The sequence below is a fragment of the Actinacidiphila sp. bgisy144 genome (assembly GCF_057708105.1).
Window position 1 is genome coordinate 80736 of sequence record NZ_JBYIRM010000007.1, and the last position, 18469, is coordinate 99204.

The 18469-nt window shown below is 71.4% G+C and carries 20 protein-coding genes; 5 read left to right on the forward strand and 15 right to left on the reverse strand.

From position 1 onward, the window contains the following. Nucleotides 1–140: 140 nt before the first annotated feature. Together AC3EVP_RS10620 and AC3EVP_RS10625 are read right to left on the reverse strand one after the other, a co-directional pair. On the reverse strand, nucleotides 141–2138 hold the full coding sequence (locus AC3EVP_RS10620; RefSeq protein WP_435128410.1) for an eCIS core domain-containing protein: 1998 nt from the start codon (nucleotides 2136–2138) through the stop codon (nucleotides 141–143). Between the two features lie 153 nt (nucleotides 2139–2291). After that, entirely contained in the window at nucleotides 2292–3038 is a 747-nt protein-coding gene (locus AC3EVP_RS10625) for an SDR family oxidoreductase (RefSeq protein WP_435128413.1), read from the reverse strand. A gap of 169 nt (nucleotides 3039–3207) precedes the next feature. On the opposite strand from AC3EVP_RS10625, the gene AC3EVP_RS10630 reads away from it, so the two are divergent. Continuing rightward, nucleotides 3208–3672 carry a hypothetical protein gene (locus tag AC3EVP_RS10630; RefSeq protein WP_435128416.1) on the forward strand — a complete coding sequence of 155 codons (465 nt, stop codon included), beginning with the start codon at nucleotides 3208–3210 and terminating at the stop codon, nucleotides 3670–3672. Here the strand turns inward: AC3EVP_RS10630 and AC3EVP_RS10635 are convergent, their stop codons facing one another. From AC3EVP_RS10635 to AC3EVP_RS10645, 3 genes are all read right to left on the reverse strand, one after another. Further along, nucleotides 3673–5799 carry a hypothetical protein gene (locus AC3EVP_RS10635; protein WP_435128419.1) on the reverse strand — a complete coding sequence of 709 codons (2127 nt, stop codon included), beginning with the start codon at nucleotides 5797–5799 and terminating at the stop codon, nucleotides 3673–3675. It abuts the gene before it with no gap. An 83-nt stretch (nucleotides 5800–5882) separates the two neighbouring features. Then, nucleotides 5883–6203 (reverse strand): hypothetical protein, encoded by a 321-nt coding sequence (locus AC3EVP_RS10640; RefSeq protein ID WP_335970668.1) that lies wholly within the window; start codon nucleotides 6201–6203, stop codon nucleotides 5883–5885. A 164-nt stretch (nucleotides 6204–6367) separates the two neighbouring features. Next, on the reverse strand, nucleotides 6368–7285 hold the full coding sequence (locus tag AC3EVP_RS10645; RefSeq protein ID WP_435128422.1) for an RNA polymerase sigma-70 factor: 918 nt from the start codon (nucleotides 7283–7285) through the stop codon (nucleotides 6368–6370). A gap of 59 nt (nucleotides 7286–7344) precedes the next feature. Between AC3EVP_RS10645 and AC3EVP_RS10650 the strand changes: the two genes are divergently transcribed. After that, nucleotides 7345–8601, forward strand: coding sequence for a DUF4132 domain-containing protein (locus tag AC3EVP_RS10650; protein ID WP_435128425.1), 1257 nt, complete (start codon nucleotides 7345–7347; stop codon nucleotides 8599–8601). Here AC3EVP_RS10650 and AC3EVP_RS10655 read toward each other — a convergent pair. The 6 genes from AC3EVP_RS10655 to AC3EVP_RS10680 form a co-directional block, all read right to left on the reverse strand. Further along, a complete protein-coding gene (locus AC3EVP_RS10655) occupies nucleotides 8598–9275 on the reverse strand; it encodes a maltokinase N-terminal cap-like domain-containing protein (protein ID WP_335970663.1) in 678 nt (225 codons plus the stop codon). The genes AC3EVP_RS10650 and AC3EVP_RS10655 overlap by 4 nt on opposite strands. A 72-nt stretch (nucleotides 9276–9347) precedes the next feature. Next, entirely contained in the window at nucleotides 9348–9713 is a 366-nt protein-coding gene (locus AC3EVP_RS10660; RefSeq protein ID WP_435128429.1) for a MerR family transcriptional regulator, read from the reverse strand. A gap of 28 nt (nucleotides 9714–9741) precedes the next feature. Continuing rightward, nucleotides 9742–10689, reverse strand: a complete 948-nt coding sequence (locus AC3EVP_RS10665) for an aldo/keto reductase (RefSeq protein WP_435128432.1) — start codon at nucleotides 10687–10689, stop codon at nucleotides 9742–9744. 98 nt (nucleotides 10690–10787) lie between these two features. Further along, a complete protein-coding gene (locus AC3EVP_RS10670; RefSeq protein WP_335970657.1) occupies nucleotides 10788–10961 on the reverse strand; it encodes a hypothetical protein in 174 nt (57 codons plus the stop codon). Between the two features lie 146 nt (nucleotides 10962–11107). Next, the gene (locus tag AC3EVP_RS10675; RefSeq protein WP_435128436.1) at nucleotides 11108–11326 is read right to left on the reverse strand and encodes a DUF397 domain-containing protein; all 219 of its coding nucleotides are present in this window, start codon (nucleotides 11324–11326) and stop codon (nucleotides 11108–11110) included. Continuing rightward, nucleotides 11302–12159 carry a helix-turn-helix domain-containing protein gene (locus tag AC3EVP_RS10680; protein ID WP_435128439.1) on the reverse strand — a complete coding sequence of 286 codons (858 nt, stop codon included), beginning with the start codon at nucleotides 12157–12159 and terminating at the stop codon, nucleotides 11302–11304. Before AC3EVP_RS10680 ends, AC3EVP_RS10675 begins: the two co-directional genes overlap by 25 nt. 366 nt (nucleotides 12160–12525) lie before the next feature. On the opposite strand from AC3EVP_RS10680, the gene AC3EVP_RS10685 reads away from it, so the two are divergent. Genes AC3EVP_RS10685 through AC3EVP_RS10695 form a run of 3 tightly spaced genes read left to right on the forward strand, consistent with a single transcriptional unit; the run spans nucleotide 12526 to nucleotide 14972 of the window. Further along, on the forward strand, nucleotides 12526–12837 hold the full coding sequence (locus AC3EVP_RS10685) for a hypothetical protein (protein ID WP_435128442.1): 312 nt from the start codon (nucleotides 12526–12528) through the stop codon (nucleotides 12835–12837). Nucleotides 12838–12894: 57 nt separating this feature from the next. Further along, a complete protein-coding gene (locus tag AC3EVP_RS10690; protein ID WP_435128445.1) occupies nucleotides 12895–14496 on the forward strand; it encodes an alpha/beta hydrolase in 1602 nt (533 codons plus the stop codon). Continuing rightward, complete coding sequence (locus tag AC3EVP_RS10695; RefSeq protein ID WP_435128448.1) at nucleotides 14493–14972, forward strand: hypothetical protein; 480 nt, start codon at nucleotides 14493–14495, stop codon at nucleotides 14970–14972. The genes AC3EVP_RS10690 and AC3EVP_RS10695 overlap by 4 nt, the downstream gene beginning before the upstream one ends. A gap of 47 nt (nucleotides 14973–15019) precedes the next feature. On the opposite strand, the gene AC3EVP_RS10700 is transcribed toward AC3EVP_RS10695, so the two are convergent. The 4 genes from AC3EVP_RS10700 to AC3EVP_RS10715 form a co-directional block, all read right to left on the reverse strand. Further along, the gene (locus AC3EVP_RS10700; RefSeq protein WP_435128451.1) at nucleotides 15020–15865 is read right to left on the reverse strand and encodes an SDR family oxidoreductase; all 846 of its coding nucleotides are present in this window, start codon (nucleotides 15863–15865) and stop codon (nucleotides 15020–15022) included. 141 nt (nucleotides 15866–16006) lie between these two features. Beyond that, the gene (locus AC3EVP_RS10705; protein ID WP_435128454.1) at nucleotides 16007–17026 is read right to left on the reverse strand and encodes a CU044_5270 family protein; all 1020 of its coding nucleotides are present in this window, start codon (nucleotides 17024–17026) and stop codon (nucleotides 16007–16009) included. Next, entirely contained in the window at nucleotides 17023–17421 is a 399-nt protein-coding gene (locus AC3EVP_RS10710; protein WP_435128457.1) for an RNA polymerase sigma factor, read from the reverse strand. The genes AC3EVP_RS10705 and AC3EVP_RS10710 overlap by 4 nt, the downstream gene beginning before the upstream one ends. A gap of 63 nt (nucleotides 17422–17484) precedes the next feature. After that, a complete protein-coding gene (locus tag AC3EVP_RS10715) occupies nucleotides 17485–18402 on the reverse strand; it encodes a hypothetical protein (protein ID WP_435128460.1) in 918 nt (305 codons plus the stop codon). Nucleotides 18403–18469 lie beyond the last annotated feature (67 nt).

Consider the following 18469-nt stretch of genomic DNA (forward strand, 5'->3'; position numbering starts at 1 on the left):
CCTCGACCCGCCTCCCGGCCAACGGCGTTGACCCACCCCCATCGTCCGCACCTCACCCGGGAGGGGTCCCGCCCGCCGAAAAGCCGGCCCGGCACGCCGGCGGAGCACACCGGCCCGGCACGCCGCTTGGCCGTCAGGCGCTACCCGCGCACCGCCGTCCGCACCCGCATCACCACGGCCTTGATCCGCTCGAGGTCCGCGTTCAGCCGCTTCAGCCCGGTCTGCGCCGGCACATCCCGCAGTTCGAGCCGCGCGGCGGACCCCTCCGCGCCCGCGTGCTCGGTGTTGATGGCCTGGTAGTGGCTCATCTCGGACAGGATGTGCGCGCCGCGCGGATCGTTGGCGGCCGCCGGGTTGGTCAGGCGGGCGTCGAACTGCTGGAGCCGCTGGGCGGCACCCGCGATGTTCAGCCTGCCCTCCTGCGCCTCGGCGATCAGCTCGGAGACCAGCGTCTGGAGGCCCTGCAACGGGTTCGCGGCCCCCTGTGCCGCGTTCGGCTTGAAGGCCAGGTGGGACAACCAGGGCGAGTTCACCATGTCGTACCCCACCTCGGGGTCCTCGTGGAAGGACTTGATCCACTCCTCCGACTTCTTCTGGAGGTCCTCGACCGTGCGCAGGAAGAGCGTGACGCTGCCGCCGAAGGCCGTCGCCACGTCCACCGAGATGTGGCCGCTGCCGCCGCGCACCGTGACGTCCGTCTCCAGTCGCAGCGACCCGGCCACGCCGAAGATGTCGTGCTGGATGATCTGCGAGACGTCCGCGCTGTTGAGGTGGCCGCCCGTCGACGGCATGGTCTGGGTCTCCAGGCAGGAGTTGTCGACGTCCAGCGTCCAGTGGAAGACGACCTCGTCGCCCCTGGTGTACGTGAACCGTACGGCCTTGCCCGGGGCCTTGACGCCGCTGCTGACCGCGCTCGCCGCCACCCGGACCCCGGGGGTCTTCCTGGCCAGGACCCGGCCCGTCCAGTTGTCGATGACACCGTAGGCGTAGTCGCGGGCCGGCTTGCGTTCCTTCTTCAGATGCTCCTTCTCGTCGCCGTCCGGGGGCACCAACTCGCGCAGCTTCGGGTCGGTGAAGGTGAACTCGGTGCCAAACTTGAGCGTCTCGGTGTCCGCGCGTGCCGTGGTGTGGGTCTGGTTCCGCTGCTCGATCCGGTTGAGGATCTCGACCATGGTCCTGAGCCGCTGCGGTGCGAGCCCCGCGCCGACCTGGCCGCCGCCGGCGGCGCGGGCGAGTTCACGGCCGACGGCCTTCCACTCGTCGCCCTCCAGCCCGGAGACCTCCTTCAGGGCCTCCTGCGTGCTCAGGTCGGGGTTGTAGCTCTCCTCGCGCGCGGTCTTGGTGTAGGCGCCGATGATCTGCCGCGCGTGCTCGTGGATGTACGTACGCGCCTGCTCGGCATCGGACTGCGCGACGGCGGGGTCGAGGAAGCGCTGCACCGCCGTCTGCACCCCCGTCCGCGCGGAGGCGCCCGACTCGACGGAAGCAGCCGACTCCCCGGGCTCGGCCGCCCGTTGGACCTCCGGCGCCGGTCCGGCCAGCGCCCGCGCCGCGTTCGCCTCCGCCTCCCGCTCGAACCGGTCCCCCGGGTCCGAGACCTTCAGCCCCTGCCCGTTGTCGGTCCCGGCGACCGGCCCCTGCCGCTGCTGCACCACGTGCGTCAACTCGTGTGCGAGCGTGTGCCGGTCACCGCCGCCCGCGCCGATCACCACGTTGTTCCCGGAGGTGTACGCGCGGGCGCCGATCTCGGCCGCCGACGCCTGCGCCCTGCTGTCGTCATGGATGCGGACGTCCCCGAAGTCCGCCCCGAGCCGCGCTTCCATGTCGGTGCGGGTCGGGGCGTCCAGGGGCCGGCCGCTGGAGCGCAGGACGTCGGGGACGGCCGAGCGCTGCACCGGCGGCGCGTCCTGCTCGTGCCCGCAGCCGGCGCCGTGCTCGTGGGCCTCCTGGGCCGCCCCGGCGGAAGCGCTCAGCAACTGGACGACGGCGGCGTTTCCGGCCGTGCCCTGCAACGCGCCGATGCCGCGCGGGCCGAAGAGGTGCTGCGGCAGCCCGGGAGCCGCGGTGCCGCGCTTGCCGGGGGTCGGCGCGGCGGCGGTTCGCTGCTCGTTCTGCTGGCTCTTGCCGTGTGTGTGCACGTCGTCAACCTCGCGGGTATTTCGGGGCGTTCGGACTGTATTGCCGCCCGGCACTTGCGGTCGACAGTATGCCGCAGCGGGTTTGCCGCGAGGTGAAGGAGAGGCGTCCAGCCGGACGTGGGCGGCCGGCCGCGCGGCGGAGCCGCGCGGCCCTCACGGGCGGTGTGCGGCAAGGAACTGGGCGAAGGTGCGCTGGCCGGGGCGGGCGTCGGGCGCGAGGTGGCCGCCCTGCCGGAAAGCGCGGTAGGTCCGCCCGAAGAGGGGGACGTCGAGGAGGGCGCGGCGTTGCCCGGTGGACTGGAGGTAGGTCCGGGCGAGGTCGCGGAAGGACAGCACCTCGGGCCCCCCGAAGTCGGGTACCCGTCCGGCGGGAGGGCCCCCGGCGAGGACGGCGAGCCGGTCGGCGACCTCGCCCGCGTCGACCGGCTGGTCGCTCAGCCCTGCGGGAAGCAGCATGACGGGCACCTTCGCAAGGACGGCGAGCACCCGCACCACCAGGTCGTGGAACTGCGTGGCCCGCAGCACGGTGTAGCCGACCCCGGACTCCTCGATGAGCTTCTCGACCGCGAACTTGCTGCGGTAGTACCCGTACGGCACCTCGTCCACCCCGACGATCGAGATGTACACCAGGTGCCCCACCCCCGCCTCCCGGCAGGCGGCCAGCAGATGCCGCGCCGCGTCCTCGTCACCGCCCCTCGGGTTGGACGCGCAGTGCACCACGGTGCCGACACCCTCCAGGGCCGCGTCGAGCCCCTTCCCCACCCGCAGGTCGACCCCGTACGGCGCCGGCGACCGCCGACTCAGCACCCGTACGTCGGCCCCGCCCGCCCGCAGCCGCTCCACCACCAGCCGCCCCAACGTCCCGGTCCCCCCGGTCACCAGTGTCGACCCCGCCACCATCGCGTCCACCGTCCTCGCGCCACCGGGCGCCCCCTCGTGGAGCACCCTTCACCCAGAGGGAACCGGCGGCCGCCCCCCGATGTGACAACGCCACGCGGAGTACCTGTACGGCAAGTGGGATACGTTGAGGGTCAGAGGGTGTCGACGGACACAGGGCTGGGGGCTCGCAGTGACGAGAGGCCGATGGCGGGCGCTGAGCGCCGCCGCCGCGATCGCCGTGGTGCTGAGCGGCTGCTCCTCCGGCGGCCACAAGGACAAACCGATGTCCACCCCGTCCCGGAGCGAAGCCCAACTCCGGCAGCAGGCACAGGCGAAGCTCACGAAGTCGTCCGAGGTGAAAATGCACTGGACGGGGGCCGTGAACAAGAACATGCGCACCATGAAGACGGAACCCCACTTCAAGGACGCCCACGCCTACGTCCTGGAGGCGGCCTGCGCCGGGACCGGGGCCGTGTGGTTCGCCTGGGAGATGGATGCGCCCGATCCCGCCGTCAAGCCGGACGTGTACTGCGACGGCGGGGTCCTGCGGTTCCCCTTCACGGGCAACAAACTTGAGAACTTCTTCTTCGCCAAGGAGTTCACCGACGTCCCGACCGGTGTCCTGACCTGGCAGATCATTCCCGCCAGCAGCTGATCACGACGAAGGGGTCTGGCTGCCCAGAAGCGTGGTGAAAGCCCCCCGGCCGGTGAGTCTGGCCACTACCGCCGGGTCCTCGACCCACCTGCTGTAGGCGTCCCGTTGGAGCGGCTTCATCTGCGCGATCGCTTTCTCCGTACTACCGTACTTCCGCAGCACGCTGATGAAGTCGGTGTCCGGCCCAGTGATGTACTTCGGGCCCCCACCGCGACCACGCGGGTCACCCGTATACGTGTGAGCCTTGTCCTCCCCGGGCAGTTGCAGGGTGACAGGATCGATCGACCTGAGGTTCTCGTCGGTCTCCGCGAGGTCTCCGGCGTGTGTGCCGATGGTGCTGGTCCAATCAGTGTTCAGCCGCGTGTCCTGAAGGCCCTTGATCCCGTCCACGAGGTCCTTTGGCGCCTCATCGGGCGTGGCACGGACGAGGTCCTCTATCCAGCCTTGCAGGACGCCCGTTGCGTACTCCTGGCCCTTCTCCTTGCCCATGTCCACGGCCGAGTCGAAGTCGCCGGTGGCGAGCGCGTAGGCCGTATTGACCAACGCCATCCGTGAACTGGTCATCTCCTCGGCCCACGTGTCGGCCTCGTCCTGGAGCGCCTTCTCCGTGTCGGTGAACGCGGTGCTGTAGAAGTTCCCCAGCAGCCCGCTCTTGAAGCTGTAGAACTGCACGGCGTCCTGGTCCGACTTCTTCACCTTCGCGTTCTCGGCGTCATAGCTGAGAGATTTCATTCTCGACTCGAACAACGCGCTCATGCTCGCCGCGGCGTGCGGCTCGCGGATGGCCGCCTCCATGAAGGACTTCCAGGCGCCCGGCTGGATCTCGATCCCCTTGCGCGCGGGGTCCTGCCCCTCCGCGTACTTCTTGGGGTCCCATGAGTCGCCAGGCCAGAAGCCGTCGTGTGCGGGCGAGGTGATCGCGTACTCGAGGTCGTCCCAGTGCTGGGCGATGATCTCGGAGTACAACTGCGAGACCGCCGGCAGCGGATGGAGCTCGGAGTCGTCGGACGCGTCGTGGGACGCGTTGGAGGCGATGAGCCAGGCCGTGTTGCGGTCCGACAGCGCGGTGTCGGTGGCGCGCAGGTCGATGGTGCCGGCTCTGACCGCCAGGACGAAGGCGTCGGTACGGTCGGCGGTCGTATTGCCGCCGCCCCTGTAGAGGCCGTTCTCGATGATGTCCGGTCGCAGGGCCATGAACTCGCCCGCCGCCTCAGGGTCCTTGCTGAGCGCCTCGAAGTACTGGACGTAGTGGTCGGCCGACCAGGGGTCGGAGAAGCCGGCGCCTGGCATGCGGTCGTCGACCGCCTTGGACCGGTCCGTGGTGAAGGTGCGGTCGCCGAGCGCGACGAGGAAGTCCGTGTCGTACGTGCCGCTGTCGACGAAGGGCATCAGCAGGTCGGGGCGGAAGTTGTGGCCCGGGTGGTTGAACCGGTCGAACCAGCCCTTCCAGAAGTCCTGCTTCTGCTTGCTGGTCTTCCCCTCGGCGGCTATGCGCGTGTACGCGCCGAACGTACGGGATATGAGGTCGCGGTCGTAGACCAGCTGGGAGTAGTGGCTGCTGCTGCCGTTGCTGTCAGCGGCCATCGAACTGGACAGCTCCGAGAGCCGTTTGGGCCCGAGTTCGCTGTAGAAGGCGTTGAGGAAGTCCCCGTCCTTCGAGTGCGCGGCGAGGTCGGTGAAGAGGTCTTCGGGGACCGCTCCTCCGTGGTCCTGGATCTGCTGCTCGTAGCGCTTCGCGAGGGCCTTGCCGTCCTTGGCGGACTTGGCCGCGGCGCCCGGGGTGATCATGCTGTCGGGGACGAAGAACATCGTGGTGTTCGGTGTGTACTCGCTGAGCGCCGCGGCCAGGTGCTGCCTGCGGCGGAGCCCGGGCAGTTGGTCGGACGCCCAGTGGGCGATGGTGACCAGCCGGCTCAGCGGCTGCGTGTCGATGCCGTGCTGGGCGAACCGGGTGAGGAAGCCCGCCGCGGCGTCATGGAGTCGGTTCGCGTCGTGTTGCAGCGAACTGATCGTGCCCGGGAGCTTCTTGGGGTCGATCCCCGAGAACGTTCCCGAGGTCCCGCCCTTGCCCGGCGAGGTGCCCGATCCGCCGCTTCCCGTCTGTGTCCCGCTGCCGTGATCCCCCATGTCGTCCCCCCACCGTCACTGCTGTCGTTACGCGCTGCTGCAACCCGTTACCGCTGCCGCTGCCGCTACGGCTACCGCTGCCGTTACTGCTGCCGCGCCTGGTCGGCACGCATCGATTTTGCCTGACTGAGCGTGACCTTCGGGTCACATTTGGCGATCTCCGCCTCGACCAGCGGTATCAGCTTCTTGAGCTGCCCGAGCATGTCCTTCCGCCGGCCTTCGGCCTCGGTGTGCCATGCGTCAGCGGTCGGCCCCACCCAGGTGGCGCCCTTGCCCACATCGGAGGAGGACTTCTTGAGGAGGCCCTCGAGTTCGTGCATCTGCTTCTGGAGATCGCCTTTCAGGGTGACCAGTTGCTCCCGCACCGGGTTGTCGACCTTGGGTTCCGACGTGTCCGCCGTCATGCGCTTCCCCTCCCCCCACGGGCGCGTGGCGCCCGCGGCCTCAGAGAGATTCTGACACGGCGACCGCTGCGGCACGTGGGACAGAAGTCGCCAAACGCCCCGGACGAAGACCGTCCGTCGCCGCCCCCGGACCGCCCCCGTACCGCTCCCGGAACGCCCCGTCGTCAGGGCAGGGCGGCGAGCTGCCGGGCCGCGAAGCCCAGCTTCTCCGGGTTCAGTACGGACCACACCCCGCCGATGGCGTCCCCCAACGTCGTCATGCCGACGACCCCGTAGAGCTGCCCGCCGACCCATACCACCACCGCCGGGCCGCCGTTGGACTCCAGGACGCGTACCGCGAGCCCGCCGCCCGGGGTGGCCCCGAGCTTCCCTACCGTGCCCGCCAGGAAGCGCATCACCTTCACCCGGCCCACGATCGGGCGCCGCGCGGCGCTGACCTTGCCGCCGCCGTCGCTCCACCAGATCACGTCCTCCGCCAGCAGCCGTTCGAGCCGGGCGAGGTCCCCCTCACGCGCGGCGGTCACGAAGGACTCCACCAGCTCGCGCTGCCGCTCCACCGCGGGCGTGAACCGGGTCTCCCGCGCCGCCACCCGCTTCACCGCCCTGCCGTACACCTGGCGGGAGTTGGCCTCGGTCAGGTCGAGTACGCCCGCGATGTCGCGGTGGCTGTAGCCGAACGCCTCGCGCAGCACGTACACCGCCCGCTCGGTCGGGGTCAGCCGCTCCAGCAGCACCAGCAGCGCGGTGGACACCGCGTCCCGCTGCTCCGCGGACTCCAGCGGCCCGAGCGCGCCGCCCTCGGTGAGGACGGGCTCGGGCAGCCAGGGCCCGACGTACCGTTCGCGCCGCGCGCGGGCCGACGTCAGCCGGTTCACGCACAGGTTGGTGACGACCTTGGCGAGCCACGCCCCCGGCTGCTCGATCGCCGCCCGGTCCGCGCGGCTCCACCGCAGGTACGCGTCCTGCACCGCGTCCTCGGCCTCCTCCGCGGACCCGAGCAGGCGGTACGCCAGCCCGAACATCCGCCGCCGGTACGCCGTGAACTCCTCGGCGCTGCCGGCGCCGCCCCCGTCACCCGTCACGCCGCCCAGCGTGCCACAGGGCAGCGGAGGTGTCGGTGCCGCCTGCCAGGATGACGGGCATGGCTGACGACGTGGACGACCTGCTGGACCCCGGCAACGGCTGGGCGGAGCGCATACGGAACCGGGTGACGGGCCTGCCGCCGGAGCTGACCGCGCTGGTGCTGCACCTCGGGCAGGCCGGCACCTTCTGGGACTCGAAGTGCAAGGTCGACACTGCCTGGAAGCGGCGGACGAAGGACCTGCTGAAGGCAGAGGGCGCCCGGGAGCTGGTGGCGGACGCCATACGGGCGCTGGCCGCTGACGGGTCCCTGCACGACTGCACCGACCCCGGCATCTCCTACAAGGACCTGGTGGTCAAGGCGTCGCGCACCCCCACCACCTACCTGGCCTGCGGCTTCACCCTGGCCGCCGGTCACCTCGCCCGTGGCACCTCTCCGGCCCAACTCGGGGACCTGGTCGGCGACCTGCTGACGGTGGCGCGTAAGAACGCCTTCGTCCTGGACGGCTACTACCTGCGCGACGACGACCTGTCCGGCGCCGTCTTCACCGCGCTCGCCGACCTGTCGGCCATGGACGCCCTGTGGACCCTGCACCGCGAGGTCCAGCCCAGCGCACTCTGCCACCGGCCGCTGGTCAGAATGATCAAGAAGACCGCCGCCCGCCTCAAGGTCCCGCCGCACCAGTTCGAGGAGCGCACCGTACCCACCCACGGCATCGGCCCGGACGGCACCTTGCTGCTGGGCCCGATCGGCCGGGGCGCGGTCTGGATGAACGTCCACTACGAAGCAGTCCTCACCGTCTCCGCCGCCGGTTCCGGCTCCGGCTCGGTCACCGTGGACTGGATCGACGTCCAGGGCGACGGCACCACCACCCGTACCTCCGCGCCCTTCCGCTCGCCCAACGGCTTCAAGGACCGGTACCTGTCGCACAACGTCGACGCGACCCGGCACCTGGCCGGCAGGATCGAGGAGACCCTGAGCGCCGAGCGCCGCCGGCTGTACGAGCTGCGGCGCGAGAACCGCCTCTGGCCGTACGCCGATTGGGCCCGCCACTACCGCGACCACCCGCTCACCGGCATCCTCGCCCGCGCCCTGGTCTGGGAGTACGAGAGCGAGGACGGCACCTGGACGGCGGGGCTCCCCCGCCCGGCCGGCTGCCTCGCCCTCGACGGCCGCACCCTCGCCGTCGCGGACACCGCCCGCGTCCGGCTGTGGCGCCCCGAGCCGGCGTCCCCCGCCGAAGTGGACGCCGTGCGCGCCTTCCTGGCCGCGCACGACGTCCACCAGCCCTACGACCAGACCAAGGCGGCGGCCTAAGCACCCGCCGCCGGGTGGAGGACCGCCAGCACCCCCGTGACGGGAGCGTCGGCGGTCGGGGGCCGCCACTGCCCGGTGAGGTGGGCGCGCGGCACCGGGTCGGTCGGCACCGGAGCGGCCGGGTCGAGCACGCGCGGCAGGTGCAGGGTGTGGGTGGCGTACGAGGGAGTCTCCACGGTGACGCGGGTGCCGTCGGGCCCGTCGACGACCTCGGTGGCGAGCGCGCCGACCGGCAGCGCGGGGCCGTTGAGGGTCGGCAGCACCGTCGGGTCGGGCGTGTCCGAGACGGACTGCGCCTGCGGCTCGGCCCGGTCCTGGATCAGCGCGAGCAACTCCGCCCGCAGCACAGGGTCGTGGACGCCGTCGTACACCCAGCGGCGCCCCAGCACGCCGTGCTCGGTGGTACCGATCAACGCGTCCTCGGCGCCTTCGAGTTCGGCCCCGCGATACGTCAACGGCACGAAGTACGCCCGCCCTTCGCCCTCGCCCGAGGTGTCGGTGACCACCATGAACTCGATGCCCACCTCCCCCTCCGGATCGTCCAGCCGGAACCCGCCGGACTTGTCGAGGACGGGCGCCTGCCCCGTGCCGACGTACCACGGCTGAGCCGCCAGCCACGGCGCGACGAGTTCCACCTTGCTCGGCACCAGCGTGGTCTTGTGGATGAAAGCCATGCGGCCAGCTCATCCGAAGACGCGCCCACCGGTCAAGCCGACCCACACGCCAAGCAGTGGCCCGGCCATGTGTCAGTCCGTGCCAGGGGCACCGCTGTAGTGGTCGATCTTCTCGTCCAGCACGCCGATCGCCCGCCGCAGCGCCGCCACCTGCTGCTCCATCGCCGTACGACGCTCCCGCAGGAAGGCCACCCGGTCCTGCGCGGAGTGCTCGGCGCGCAGCATGGCGACGAACCCGCGCAGGTCCGTGATCCCGAGCCCGGCCGCCCGGAAGCAGGTGACCAGGCCGATCCAGAACACGTCGTCCTGGCTGTACTGCCTGCGCCCGCCCGCGGTCCGAGCGATCGGGCCGATGAGCCCTTCGCGCTCGTAGTACCGCAACGTGTCGATCGACACGCCCGTACGGTCGGCCGTGGCCGCCGGGGTGAGACCGCTCATCGAACTCCCTTGCCCGCCACAGCCACCGCTACCGCGCCTCGGCGAAGCGCGCCGCCTGCTCGTCGTCGAGCCGCACCCCACGCACGGCGAGCGCCTCCTCGATCTGCTCCACCCGGCTCGCGCCCACGATCGGGTCGATGCCCTGCCGCATCAGCCAGGCCAGGACGACCTGGTTCGGCGTGGCCGACAACTCCCCCGCGACCTCCGAGAGCACCGCGAGCGCCCGGGCCGTCCCCGGGTGATCGTACGTTTCCGGCAGCGGCTTGTCGGCGCGGACGTACGCCCCCCACAGCAGCGAGCTGTACGACCACACGGCCAGCCCCTCCGCCCGCGCCAGGTCCAGGTCCTCCGCGGCGAGCATCCGGTGCCCCGCCTCCGCAACCGGGGTGAACGGGCGCGGCTGCACCAGCGAGTGCCGCAACTGCACGGCGCTCCACGGCTCCACGCCCTGCTCCCGTGCCAGCCGCCGGGCCCGCTCGACGCGCCAGGCGGCATGGTTCGCCGCCCCGACCCGCAGTGCGACCCCCTTGGCGACCAACTCGCCGAACGCGCCGACCGTCTCCGCCAACGGCACCGCACGGTCCTCCGCGTGCGCCCAGAGCAGATCGACACAGTCGGTGCCGAGCCGCGCCAGGCTCTCTTCCACGCCCGTGTGGACGGCCCGCGCGGACAGCCCTTCGGCGCTCGCCGGCCAGGAGTGCGGGACCAGCGGGTTCTGCCGGACCTTCGTCGCGATCCGCACCCGGTCGCGTGCGCCCGGACGGGCCCGCAGCCACGCGCCGATGACGCGTTCGCTCGCGCCGCCGACCCCGCTCGGATCGGTCCAGAAGGAGTAGCAGTTCGCGGTGTCGAGCCAGACGCCGCCACCCGCGACGAAGGCGTCCAGGATCGCGAAGGCCCGCTCGGAGGCGACTCGGGTGCCGAAGTCCATGGTCCCGAGCACGATCTCGGGCTCTGTGGTGTTCATGCCCGCCATGCTCGGATCTGGTGCGCGCTCCAGGTCAAGCCGTGGTGGCTCACGTCGCGCGCTCCCCGCTCCGGGCCGTTCCGCGCGCTCCCGGCGAACCCGGTTCTTCAGCGCCCTGTGACGGAGAAGCCGATACGTTCGCGCAGCGCGCGGCCCTCCTCTGTCGTCGCGTACGGCGCGGCTTCGGCGTGGAGTTCGAGGAGGCGGTCACCGACCCGGACGGAACCGAGCTGGGCGAAGAAGTCCAGCGCGGTGTGATGGCGATGGCGCGAAGTCGCCATCGGACGCGGGGGAACGGTCAGGCGGGACGCAGGCGGTCGGTGCGGGCTGCGGGGACGAAGGATGCCCACGCCTCCGGAGGGGATGGCGGAATGGCGCAAACGGGGGCTGGGTGCCGTCCGTTTGCGCCAATCGTCGTCGGGCCGGTTCAGACCGTGGGGAACTCGTCGGCGCGCACCGCGCCCACGAACGCCGCCCACGCGTCGGCGGAGAACGCCAGCGCGGGACCCTGCGGGTCCTTCGAGTCGCGCACCGGGACCACACCGGCGAAACCGTCGGCAACCTCGATGCAGTTGCCGCCGTTGCCGTTGCTGTACGACGACTTGCGCCACGCGGCGCCGCTCAGGTCCTTGGCTGCGATGAACATGACTGGTGGTCCTCCAATGTGGTTCGAAGCAGGGCCAGGGACTCTTCCGGCGACAGCGCGAAGTCCCGGAATTGATCGTAGGCCAAGCGCAGTTGCTCCGCCTCCTCCGAATCCTCGATGAGTTGACCGCTGACGTTGCCTTCCAGGTAGCCGATGTTGCGGCCGCTGTTCAGCCACAGCATGGTCAGGGAGCCGCCGAGCATGATGTGCGGACCGGCGCTGAACGGCATGACGTGCAGCGTGATATGCCGCATTCCAGCGGCCGCAATCAGCCGTTCGAGCTGCTCCGTCCACGCGTCGGGGTCTTTCAGCGCGCTGTGGAGCGCCGCCTCATGGATCACCCCTCGGTACTCCAGCAGGTTCGTCCCGCCGAACAGCCGCGCCTGCCGCGCCATACGCTCTCGCACCCGCCGGGCCACCTCGTCCAGGGAGGCCGTCATGTCCGTGCTCAACAAGGACGCCGCGTACCGCTCGGTCTGGAGCAGCCCGGGGATCACCCCGGCGACGAACTCCTGCATGTTCCGAGCCTCGGCCTCCGCGTCCATGAAGCCCTCGTACTGCCCCTGCGTCTTCTCCCGCTTGGCCAGCTCCCACAGGTCGGCGAGCAGGTCCCCGGTGTCGTAGTACCGGTCCAGCACCCGGGGCACGTCGGACGAGCCGAGCCGCTCCCCCTTCTCCAGCCGGTGCAGATACGACTGCTCGTACCTGGTCTCGGTACCGAGCTGCATGAGGCTCAGCCCCGAACGTTCCCGGAGCCGCCCCAGCTCCTTCGCGTAGATCCGCCGTGCCGAGGGGTTCTGGTCGCTGCTCGCATTGCCGTTGCTGTTGCTCATCGCACGTTCCTTCCCTTCCAGTTGCCTGAAAGCCAGGACAAGAGCCCGGCCGCGTACGGCCGTCGAGGCGCTGACCTGGCCCCCTTCGTTTTCGTTGATCCGTCACGGCTCGCCGCATTGCCCACGGGCATGGACAAATAAGCCCCTTTGCCCGGACAAAGGCTCACCTGAAACAGATCGTAGGACCTGACACCCCTTCACGTACACGGAACGTCAGCTTTCGCTCACGATCAGCTCAAGATCGGTCATCCTCGTCCCCACCTGCCACACCGGTCGCCCACTTCCGCCCACACGCCCCCCGCAGGGGTCCGCTAACGTCACGGACATCCGAGCTACGCGACCGGGGAGAGAGCCGGGAGGACCGGAATGAGCGGACAGATGGTGGACAACCCGCGGCGCGCCTGGCTCCAGTCGCTGCTGGCGGACATGGACGAGGCGCTCGACGCGATGCGGCCCGTGCTGGACAAGCCCGCGGCCGACTTCGGGGGCGGCAAGGCGTGGATCGGGTCGGCGGAGGCGGCGCGGTTCCACGCGGACCTGGCCGGGCGGAAGAACTCCGTGCACACGTTGACCGGTGGGCTGCGGGAGGTCGTGGAGAACGCGTTGAAGGCGGAGCCGCTCCAGGTGACCGAAGGGCAGGCGCGGCAGATGCAGTCGGACCACGAGCACGGCTGGTGAGGTGGTCCGGGGGCGGGCGCCGTAGCCTGTCCCCGACTCCTCTTCCCCGGGGGCCCCATGACGAAGTTCGCGGCCATCGACGTGGCCGTGCTCGGCGAGGCCATCAAGCAGATGGACGCCGGTGCGCGCACGCTCGACGCCAACTGCCGTTCTCTGCGTGCCCGGTTCGAGCGCTACGGTCTCGACACCGCCAATCTGCGCAAGCTCGCGGCGATCGCGTCCTGGACCCGCGACCAACTGCCCGACCTGCGGCGGCGGCACGCGCTGGCGACCCAACTGGCCAAGGGACATGCGCGGGTTGAGGTCCCCGAGCCGTATTCCGTGCCGGTCGCGGACGCGTACCTCTTCCAGCAGGCGACCTTGCGGCACGACCAGGCGGGGCTGGACCTCGTGGCGAGCGACCTGGCGAAGCACCTGGACGACGTGGACTTCCTCAAGGCGTACGCCGACGCCTCCCCCGAGGGCATCACCGCCTTCCAGGGGCTGCCCGCGGTGGACGCGGACAAGCTCAGCCGGCTGCGGCTGGCCGAGCGGGTGAAGCAGCCGGACTGCCCTGCTTCCTTGCAGGAGTTGGCCGCCTACATCGACGACCCCCTGCACCCGCGTACGTATCTGCTCGGCTTCGACACCGCGGGCAAGGGCCATGTGGCGCTGTCCTTCGGCAACCCCGACACCGCGCCGAACACCGCCGTGTACGTACCCGGGGCCGGGGCGGACGGCGACGGCGGCGACGTGGACCGGTCGTTGGCGCTCTTCGAGGCGGCGAACGGCAAGCGGCCCGGCTCGACCGCGTCCGTGTACTGGCTCGGCTACGACGCCCCCGGGTGGAACGTGCCCGGTCCCGCGTCGCAGGGCTTCGCCGACACCGGTGCTCCCCGACTCGCCTCATTCGTCAGCGCCTTGCGGGCGTCGCACACCGGTCGAGGACATCTGACGGTGGTCGGCCACAGCTACGGGTCCACGCTCGTGGGCGAGGCGTGCGCGCGGTTCGGGATGCGCCCGGACGACGTGGTCTTCATCGGGTCACCCGGGGTCACCGTGGACAAGGCGTCCGACCTCGGGATCGGGGCGGGGCATGTGTGGGCGAGCCGTAAGAAGTTCGACCCGATACCGGAGTTGGGCCTTTCGCCCTCGCCGCTGCACTGGTTCGACACGCACAGCGACCGTTTCGGCAACGACCCGACGTCCAGGGACTTCGGCGGCCGTACCTTCGACTCCGGGGCGGGCACTTCCGCGGCGAACGCGCACAGCCAGTACTGGGACGCCGGGCCGTCCCTGGACAACATGGCCGCCATCGTGACCGGGCGGACCAAGGACGTCAGCGCGATGCCCACCGAGGACCGGGTCGGGGTGCTGCCGAACTTCGCGGACTTCGCCGTCGATCCGCTCGCGGGCACCGAGGAGTTGGCGGGCTCCGCGCTCCAGAACGCCGGCCACGCGCTCGGCGGGCACTGGGGGCGGCCGCTGGAGGACGCCGGGGACGCGCTCCATGAGGTCGGTCAGGCGCAGAGCACCGTCGTGGGCGCGGCGGCCGACCTCGTCACCGGGGACCCGGTCGGCGCCCTCAACGACCTGGAGGACGCGGGCAGTTCGGTCATCGACAGCGGGCTGAACGTCGTACGCGCCGTGGCCGACGCCCTTCTGCGGCAACAGCCGTGACCGGGGTCCCGCGCGCGGGCAGCATCGCCGCCGCCCTCCTCACCCTCCTCATCGCCGCGTGCGGGGCCGCCCACAAGGGGGACGTCGCGCCCGGGGCCGTCTCGGCCCAGGCCCACGCGCTCGTACGGCAGACCCTCGCCGCCCTCCGCCCCACCATCGGCACGCCCGCCACCGCCCCCTACCGCGACACCTGGACCCGCTGCGGCGCCGAAGCCCCGGGGCAGCACCGTTTCCGCTACGTCTACGGTGTCGTCCTCACGCTTCCCCGCGCCCGGGCCCAGGCCCTCGTCGCCGCCGCCGACGCCCTCTTCACCGCCCGCGGCTACACCCTCAACTACTCCGACGCCCCCACCCTCCGCACCACCGCGACCCTCCCCCACTCCTCCTTCGTCCTCGGGGTGGGCGTCCGGTCCGCCACCACGACGGTCCTGGAGTTCAACGCCCCGTGCGCGCCCACCCGCCCCGACCCGGCGTAGCGCCCGCCCCGCCCGGCACCGTCACGTCAGGTCATCATGTGAGGTCATCACGCCAGGTCGTCCCGCACCACGGAGTACGCCACCTCGCGGTGCGCCTCGTGCTCCGCGAGCCGTGCGACCAGCGACGCGCGCACGTCGTCGTACGTGTCCGAGCCCAGCGGGAGCCGTAGCGGCGTCGCACCCGAATCGACCAGGTCGATCATCGCGTCGGCGATCTTCCCGGGGTCGTTGGGCAGCCCGAACGTGCCGTCGGCGAGCGCACGGCGCACCTCTCCCGCGGGCGTCCCGTCGTACTCCGGCATCGCCGGGGCCTGGTCGAGCCCGGCGCCGAAGCCGGTCGGCGTCGCGCCGGGCTCCACGATGGTCATCCCGATGCCGAACGGGGCGATCTCCTGTGCCACCGTCTCGCAGAAGCCCTCGATGCCCCACTTCGAGGCGTGGTAGTAGCCGAAGTCGGGGTAGGTCGTCTGGCCGCCCGCCGTCGAGACCTGGAGGATGCGGCCCCCTCCCTGCGCCCGCAGGTGGGGCAGCGCGGCCCGGGTGACATGGATCGACCCGAGCAGGTTCGTGTCGATCACCCGGCGGATCTGCGCGTCGTCCGCCTCTTCCACCGCCCCGAACACCCCGTACCCCGCGTTGTTCACCACCACGTCCACCCGCCCGAACGCCCCGAACGCCTCCCCCACCACCTGCCGTACCCGCTCCCCGTCCGTGACGTCCAACTCCCCCACCCACAACTGGTCTTCGCCGTACTCCGCCCGCAGCCCCGCCACCGCCTCCGGCCGCCTCAACGTCGCCGCCACCCGGTCCCCCCGCGCGAGCAGCCGTTCCGTCAACAGCCGCCCGAACCCCGACGACGTCCCGGTGATGAACCACGTAGTAGCCGCACGCATGGTGGTGCCCTTCTCTCGATCTGCCCGACTGGTCGATACGCTTGCGACCGTAGGACTTCGAGTCGGCTCCAAGTCAACCTGCGTGCTTTCGGGCGGGGGTGAGGCGGCGGGGACCGGGGCGGGGCGCGGGCGGGCCCGGTGTCAGTCCAGGTAGACGTCGTACTGCTCGACGTCACCGGGCTTGAGCCGCAGCTTCGGGTCGGTCCTGATGCTGGACAACTCGGTGCCGAGGATGCGGCCGGTGTACTCGTCGAGGACGAACGTCCAGCGCACGGTGCCCTTGAAGTCCACGGCGTACGCCTGGCCTTGGCGTCCCGCGCGGTCCTCGACCGGGCCGAGCGCCCGTACCCCGGACTGCCGGGCGAGCAGGCCGTCGATCGCGGCGGTCAGGGCGGGGCCGGGGGTCCACTCGCGCAGCAGCGCTTCCGTGGCGTCCATCGTCCAGTACGCGCTGCCGCGGGTGTCCGGGTTGTCCTGCGCCAGGACGTCGGCCAGCGCGTCGACGGTGTCCGGGGGCGCGGTGCGGAAAGCGGCGAACTGCTGCCAGGTCCCGGCCGGCTTGTGCGTGCGGTGGACGACCTTGCCGTTCTTGATGTCCTCCACCTCGGCGCTGCCGTCGGCGTTCCAGTGGTCGCGGGTCTCGCTGACCGGGACCTGTTCCGGCTGGTGCTTGCCGTCGTCCCACATGCCGAGGGCCCATTCACGGCGGTGGGTGCCGCGGTGGGCGGCGCCGGAGTGGGTCGCGGCGTAGGCGGCGGCGCGGGCGGCGACCGTGGCGAGGGGGGCCGTGGGGCGGGAGTGCTCCACCTTGAGCGGGGCGGGGGCGGCGGCGACGGCGGTCTGGCCGGCGCCGCCGGTGACGGCGAAGCCGATGACGGTGGCCGCGACCACGGCGGCGGCTGCGCCGAGGGACATGGAGCGGGTGGGGGTGAGGCGGCGGCGGAAGGCGGGGGTGGGGTTGGCCGGCTTGGCGGGCGTACCGTCGGCGACTTCGCGCATCAGGTGCGCTTCGAGTTGCGTGCGGCGGGTGGGGGTGAGGCCGGGGGTGGCGGGGGGCGGGAGCATCGCGCGGAGTGCGGCGAGTTCGGCGTCATGTGCGGCCAGTTCGGCGTCGCGTGCGGCGAAGTCGGCTTCGTGTGCGGCACGTTCGGCGGTGTTCATGCGAGGTTCTCCTGAGCGGTCCGAGCCGGAATGCTGCCTGTCTCGGCGTCCACCAGCCGCCCGGTCACCTCGTCCGCGAAGTCCGGGACGGATTCCGCGCGGGGCATGCGCGCCAGTGCCCTCTGGTGCCGCCGGGCCGAACGGGCGGTGTTCCGCAGCACGTTCGTGGCGATGCCCAGCAGCCACGGCTTCAGCCCGGCGCCCTCCTCCGGGCGCAGCCGCTCCCGCGAGCGCCACGCCTCCAGATACGTCAGGGAGACGACGTCCTCCGCCGTGGCCCAGTTCCCCGTGGACCACAGCGCGTACCGGTACACGGCGTCCGCGTGCTCCCGGAACGCCTCGGCCAGCGCCCCCGGGTCACCCCCGCGCAGCCGATCGTAGATTGAGTGACTCACACCCCGTATTGCCCACCCGCCCCACCCGGTTCCCGTGACCTGCGCCACGCGGCGGGGAGGGCGCTACTCCGCGTCCGCGAAGAACACGTCGCTCATCGAGGCGAACTTGCTGCCCTCGATGTGCTGGCCGCGCTTCTTGTTCATCGGGGAGAAGGCGCTGGTCTGGCCGGTCTGCATGTAGGACTTGAGGTAGGCGGACTGGCCCTTCGACTTGGCGGCCGCCAGGTCGAGGAGGGGCTGGTAGTCGGTCTGCGTGACGGCGTTCATGACGGCGAAACGGTTCGCCGTTCCGGCCGCCGCGTGCAGGCTCGCCATGGCGTCCTTCGCCTTCTCGTGGCCGTCCGCGTCGAGCGGGAACTTCGCGGGCACGTCCAGCTTCACCACGGGCCCCGTGCCGCCGGACTGGGTGATCTCCTTGCCGGCGCCGACGTTGAAGTTGACCGCGATCACCGTGTAGCCCGCTTCGCCGGCCTTCTCCAGGAAGCCGGGCGAGTGCTGGTCCTTGTCGGTGATCCCGCCGACGCCGCCGTGCGTGGGGTTCCCCCAGGCGGCCGCGGGGTTGCCCGTTCCGACGCCGATGAAGAGCAGCACCTGCTTCTCCGGGTCCTTGGCCCGCGCCTCCTCGATGATCTTGTGGACCTCGCCGGCCGCCTGGCCGAGCAGCTTGACGTCGCTCTCGTCGAGCGCGCCGCCGAACCCCGAGGAGTCGCCCTTGGGCGTGGGCCGCATCTCCGGCTCCGCGCGCTGCACCGACAGCGCGCCCCCCGCGGACACGCCTCCCGCGGACACGCTCCTCGCGGTCTGCTGCCCGTCCGTCCTGGCGGCGGTCACCGCGCGCGCCACGGCGGCGTTGCCCGCGGTGCGTTGCAGGTTCAGCAGGGGGCCCTCGGGCCCGGCGGTCCTGGGTGACGGGTGGACGGCCGTCGAACGGTCGCGGGCAGGGTGAGCGGTGTGCGGGGCATGAACGTCACGGCGGTGCACGGTGGTTCCTTCCACGAAGGACGGTGGCTGTGGGCCATTCTCCCCTGTTGCGGGCGGCACGGAAGGG

Bases quoted from the DNA above. Each gene is read 5' to 3' on its own strand.
- AC3EVP_RS10625 (WP_435128413.1), bottom strand. From the start codon at position 3,038: ATGGTGGCGGGGTCGACACTGGTGACCGGGGGGACCGGGACGTTGGGG.
- AC3EVP_RS10635 (WP_435128419.1), bottom strand. From the start codon at position 5,799: ATGGGGGATCACGGCAGCGGGACACAGACGGGAAGCGGCGGATCGGGC.
- AC3EVP_RS10640 (WP_335970668.1), bottom strand. From the start codon at position 6,203: ATGACGGCGGACACGTCGGAACCCAAGGTCGACAACCCGGTGCGGGAG.
- AC3EVP_RS10650 (WP_435128425.1), top strand. From the start codon at position 7,345: ATGGCTGACGACGTGGACGACCTGCTGGACCCCGGCAACGGCTGGGCG.
- AC3EVP_RS10655 (WP_335970663.1), bottom strand. From the start codon at position 9,275: ATGGCTTTCATCCACAAGACCACGCTGGTGCCGAGCAAGGTGGAACTC.
- AC3EVP_RS10660 (WP_435128429.1), bottom strand. From the start codon at position 9,713: ATGAGCGGTCTCACCCCGGCGGCCACGGCCGACCGTACGGGCGTGTCG.
- AC3EVP_RS10665 (WP_435128432.1), bottom strand. From the start codon at position 10,689: ATGGCGGGCATGAACACCACAGAGCCCGAGATCGTGCTCGGGACCATG.
- AC3EVP_RS10670 (WP_335970657.1), bottom strand. From the start codon at position 10,961: ATGGCGACTTCGCGCCATCGCCATCACACCGCGCTGGACTTCTTCGCC.
- AC3EVP_RS10675 (WP_435128436.1), bottom strand. From the start codon at position 11,326: ATGTTCATCGCAGCCAAGGACCTGAGCGGCGCCGCGTGGCGCAAGTCG.
- AC3EVP_RS10680 (WP_435128439.1), bottom strand. From the start codon at position 12,159: ATGAGCAACAGCAACGGCAATGCGAGCAGCGACCAGAACCCCTCGGCA.
- AC3EVP_RS10685 (WP_435128442.1), top strand. From the start codon at position 12,526: ATGAGCGGACAGATGGTGGACAACCCGCGGCGCGCCTGGCTCCAGTCG.
- AC3EVP_RS10690 (WP_435128445.1), top strand. From the start codon at position 12,895: ATGACGAAGTTCGCGGCCATCGACGTGGCCGTGCTCGGCGAGGCCATC.
- AC3EVP_RS10700 (WP_435128451.1), bottom strand. From the start codon at position 15,865: ATGCGTGCGGCTACTACGTGGTTCATCACCGGGACGTCGTCGGGGTTC.
- AC3EVP_RS10705 (WP_435128454.1), bottom strand. From the start codon at position 17,026: ATGAACACCGCCGAACGTGCCGCACACGAAGCCGACTTCGCCGCACGC.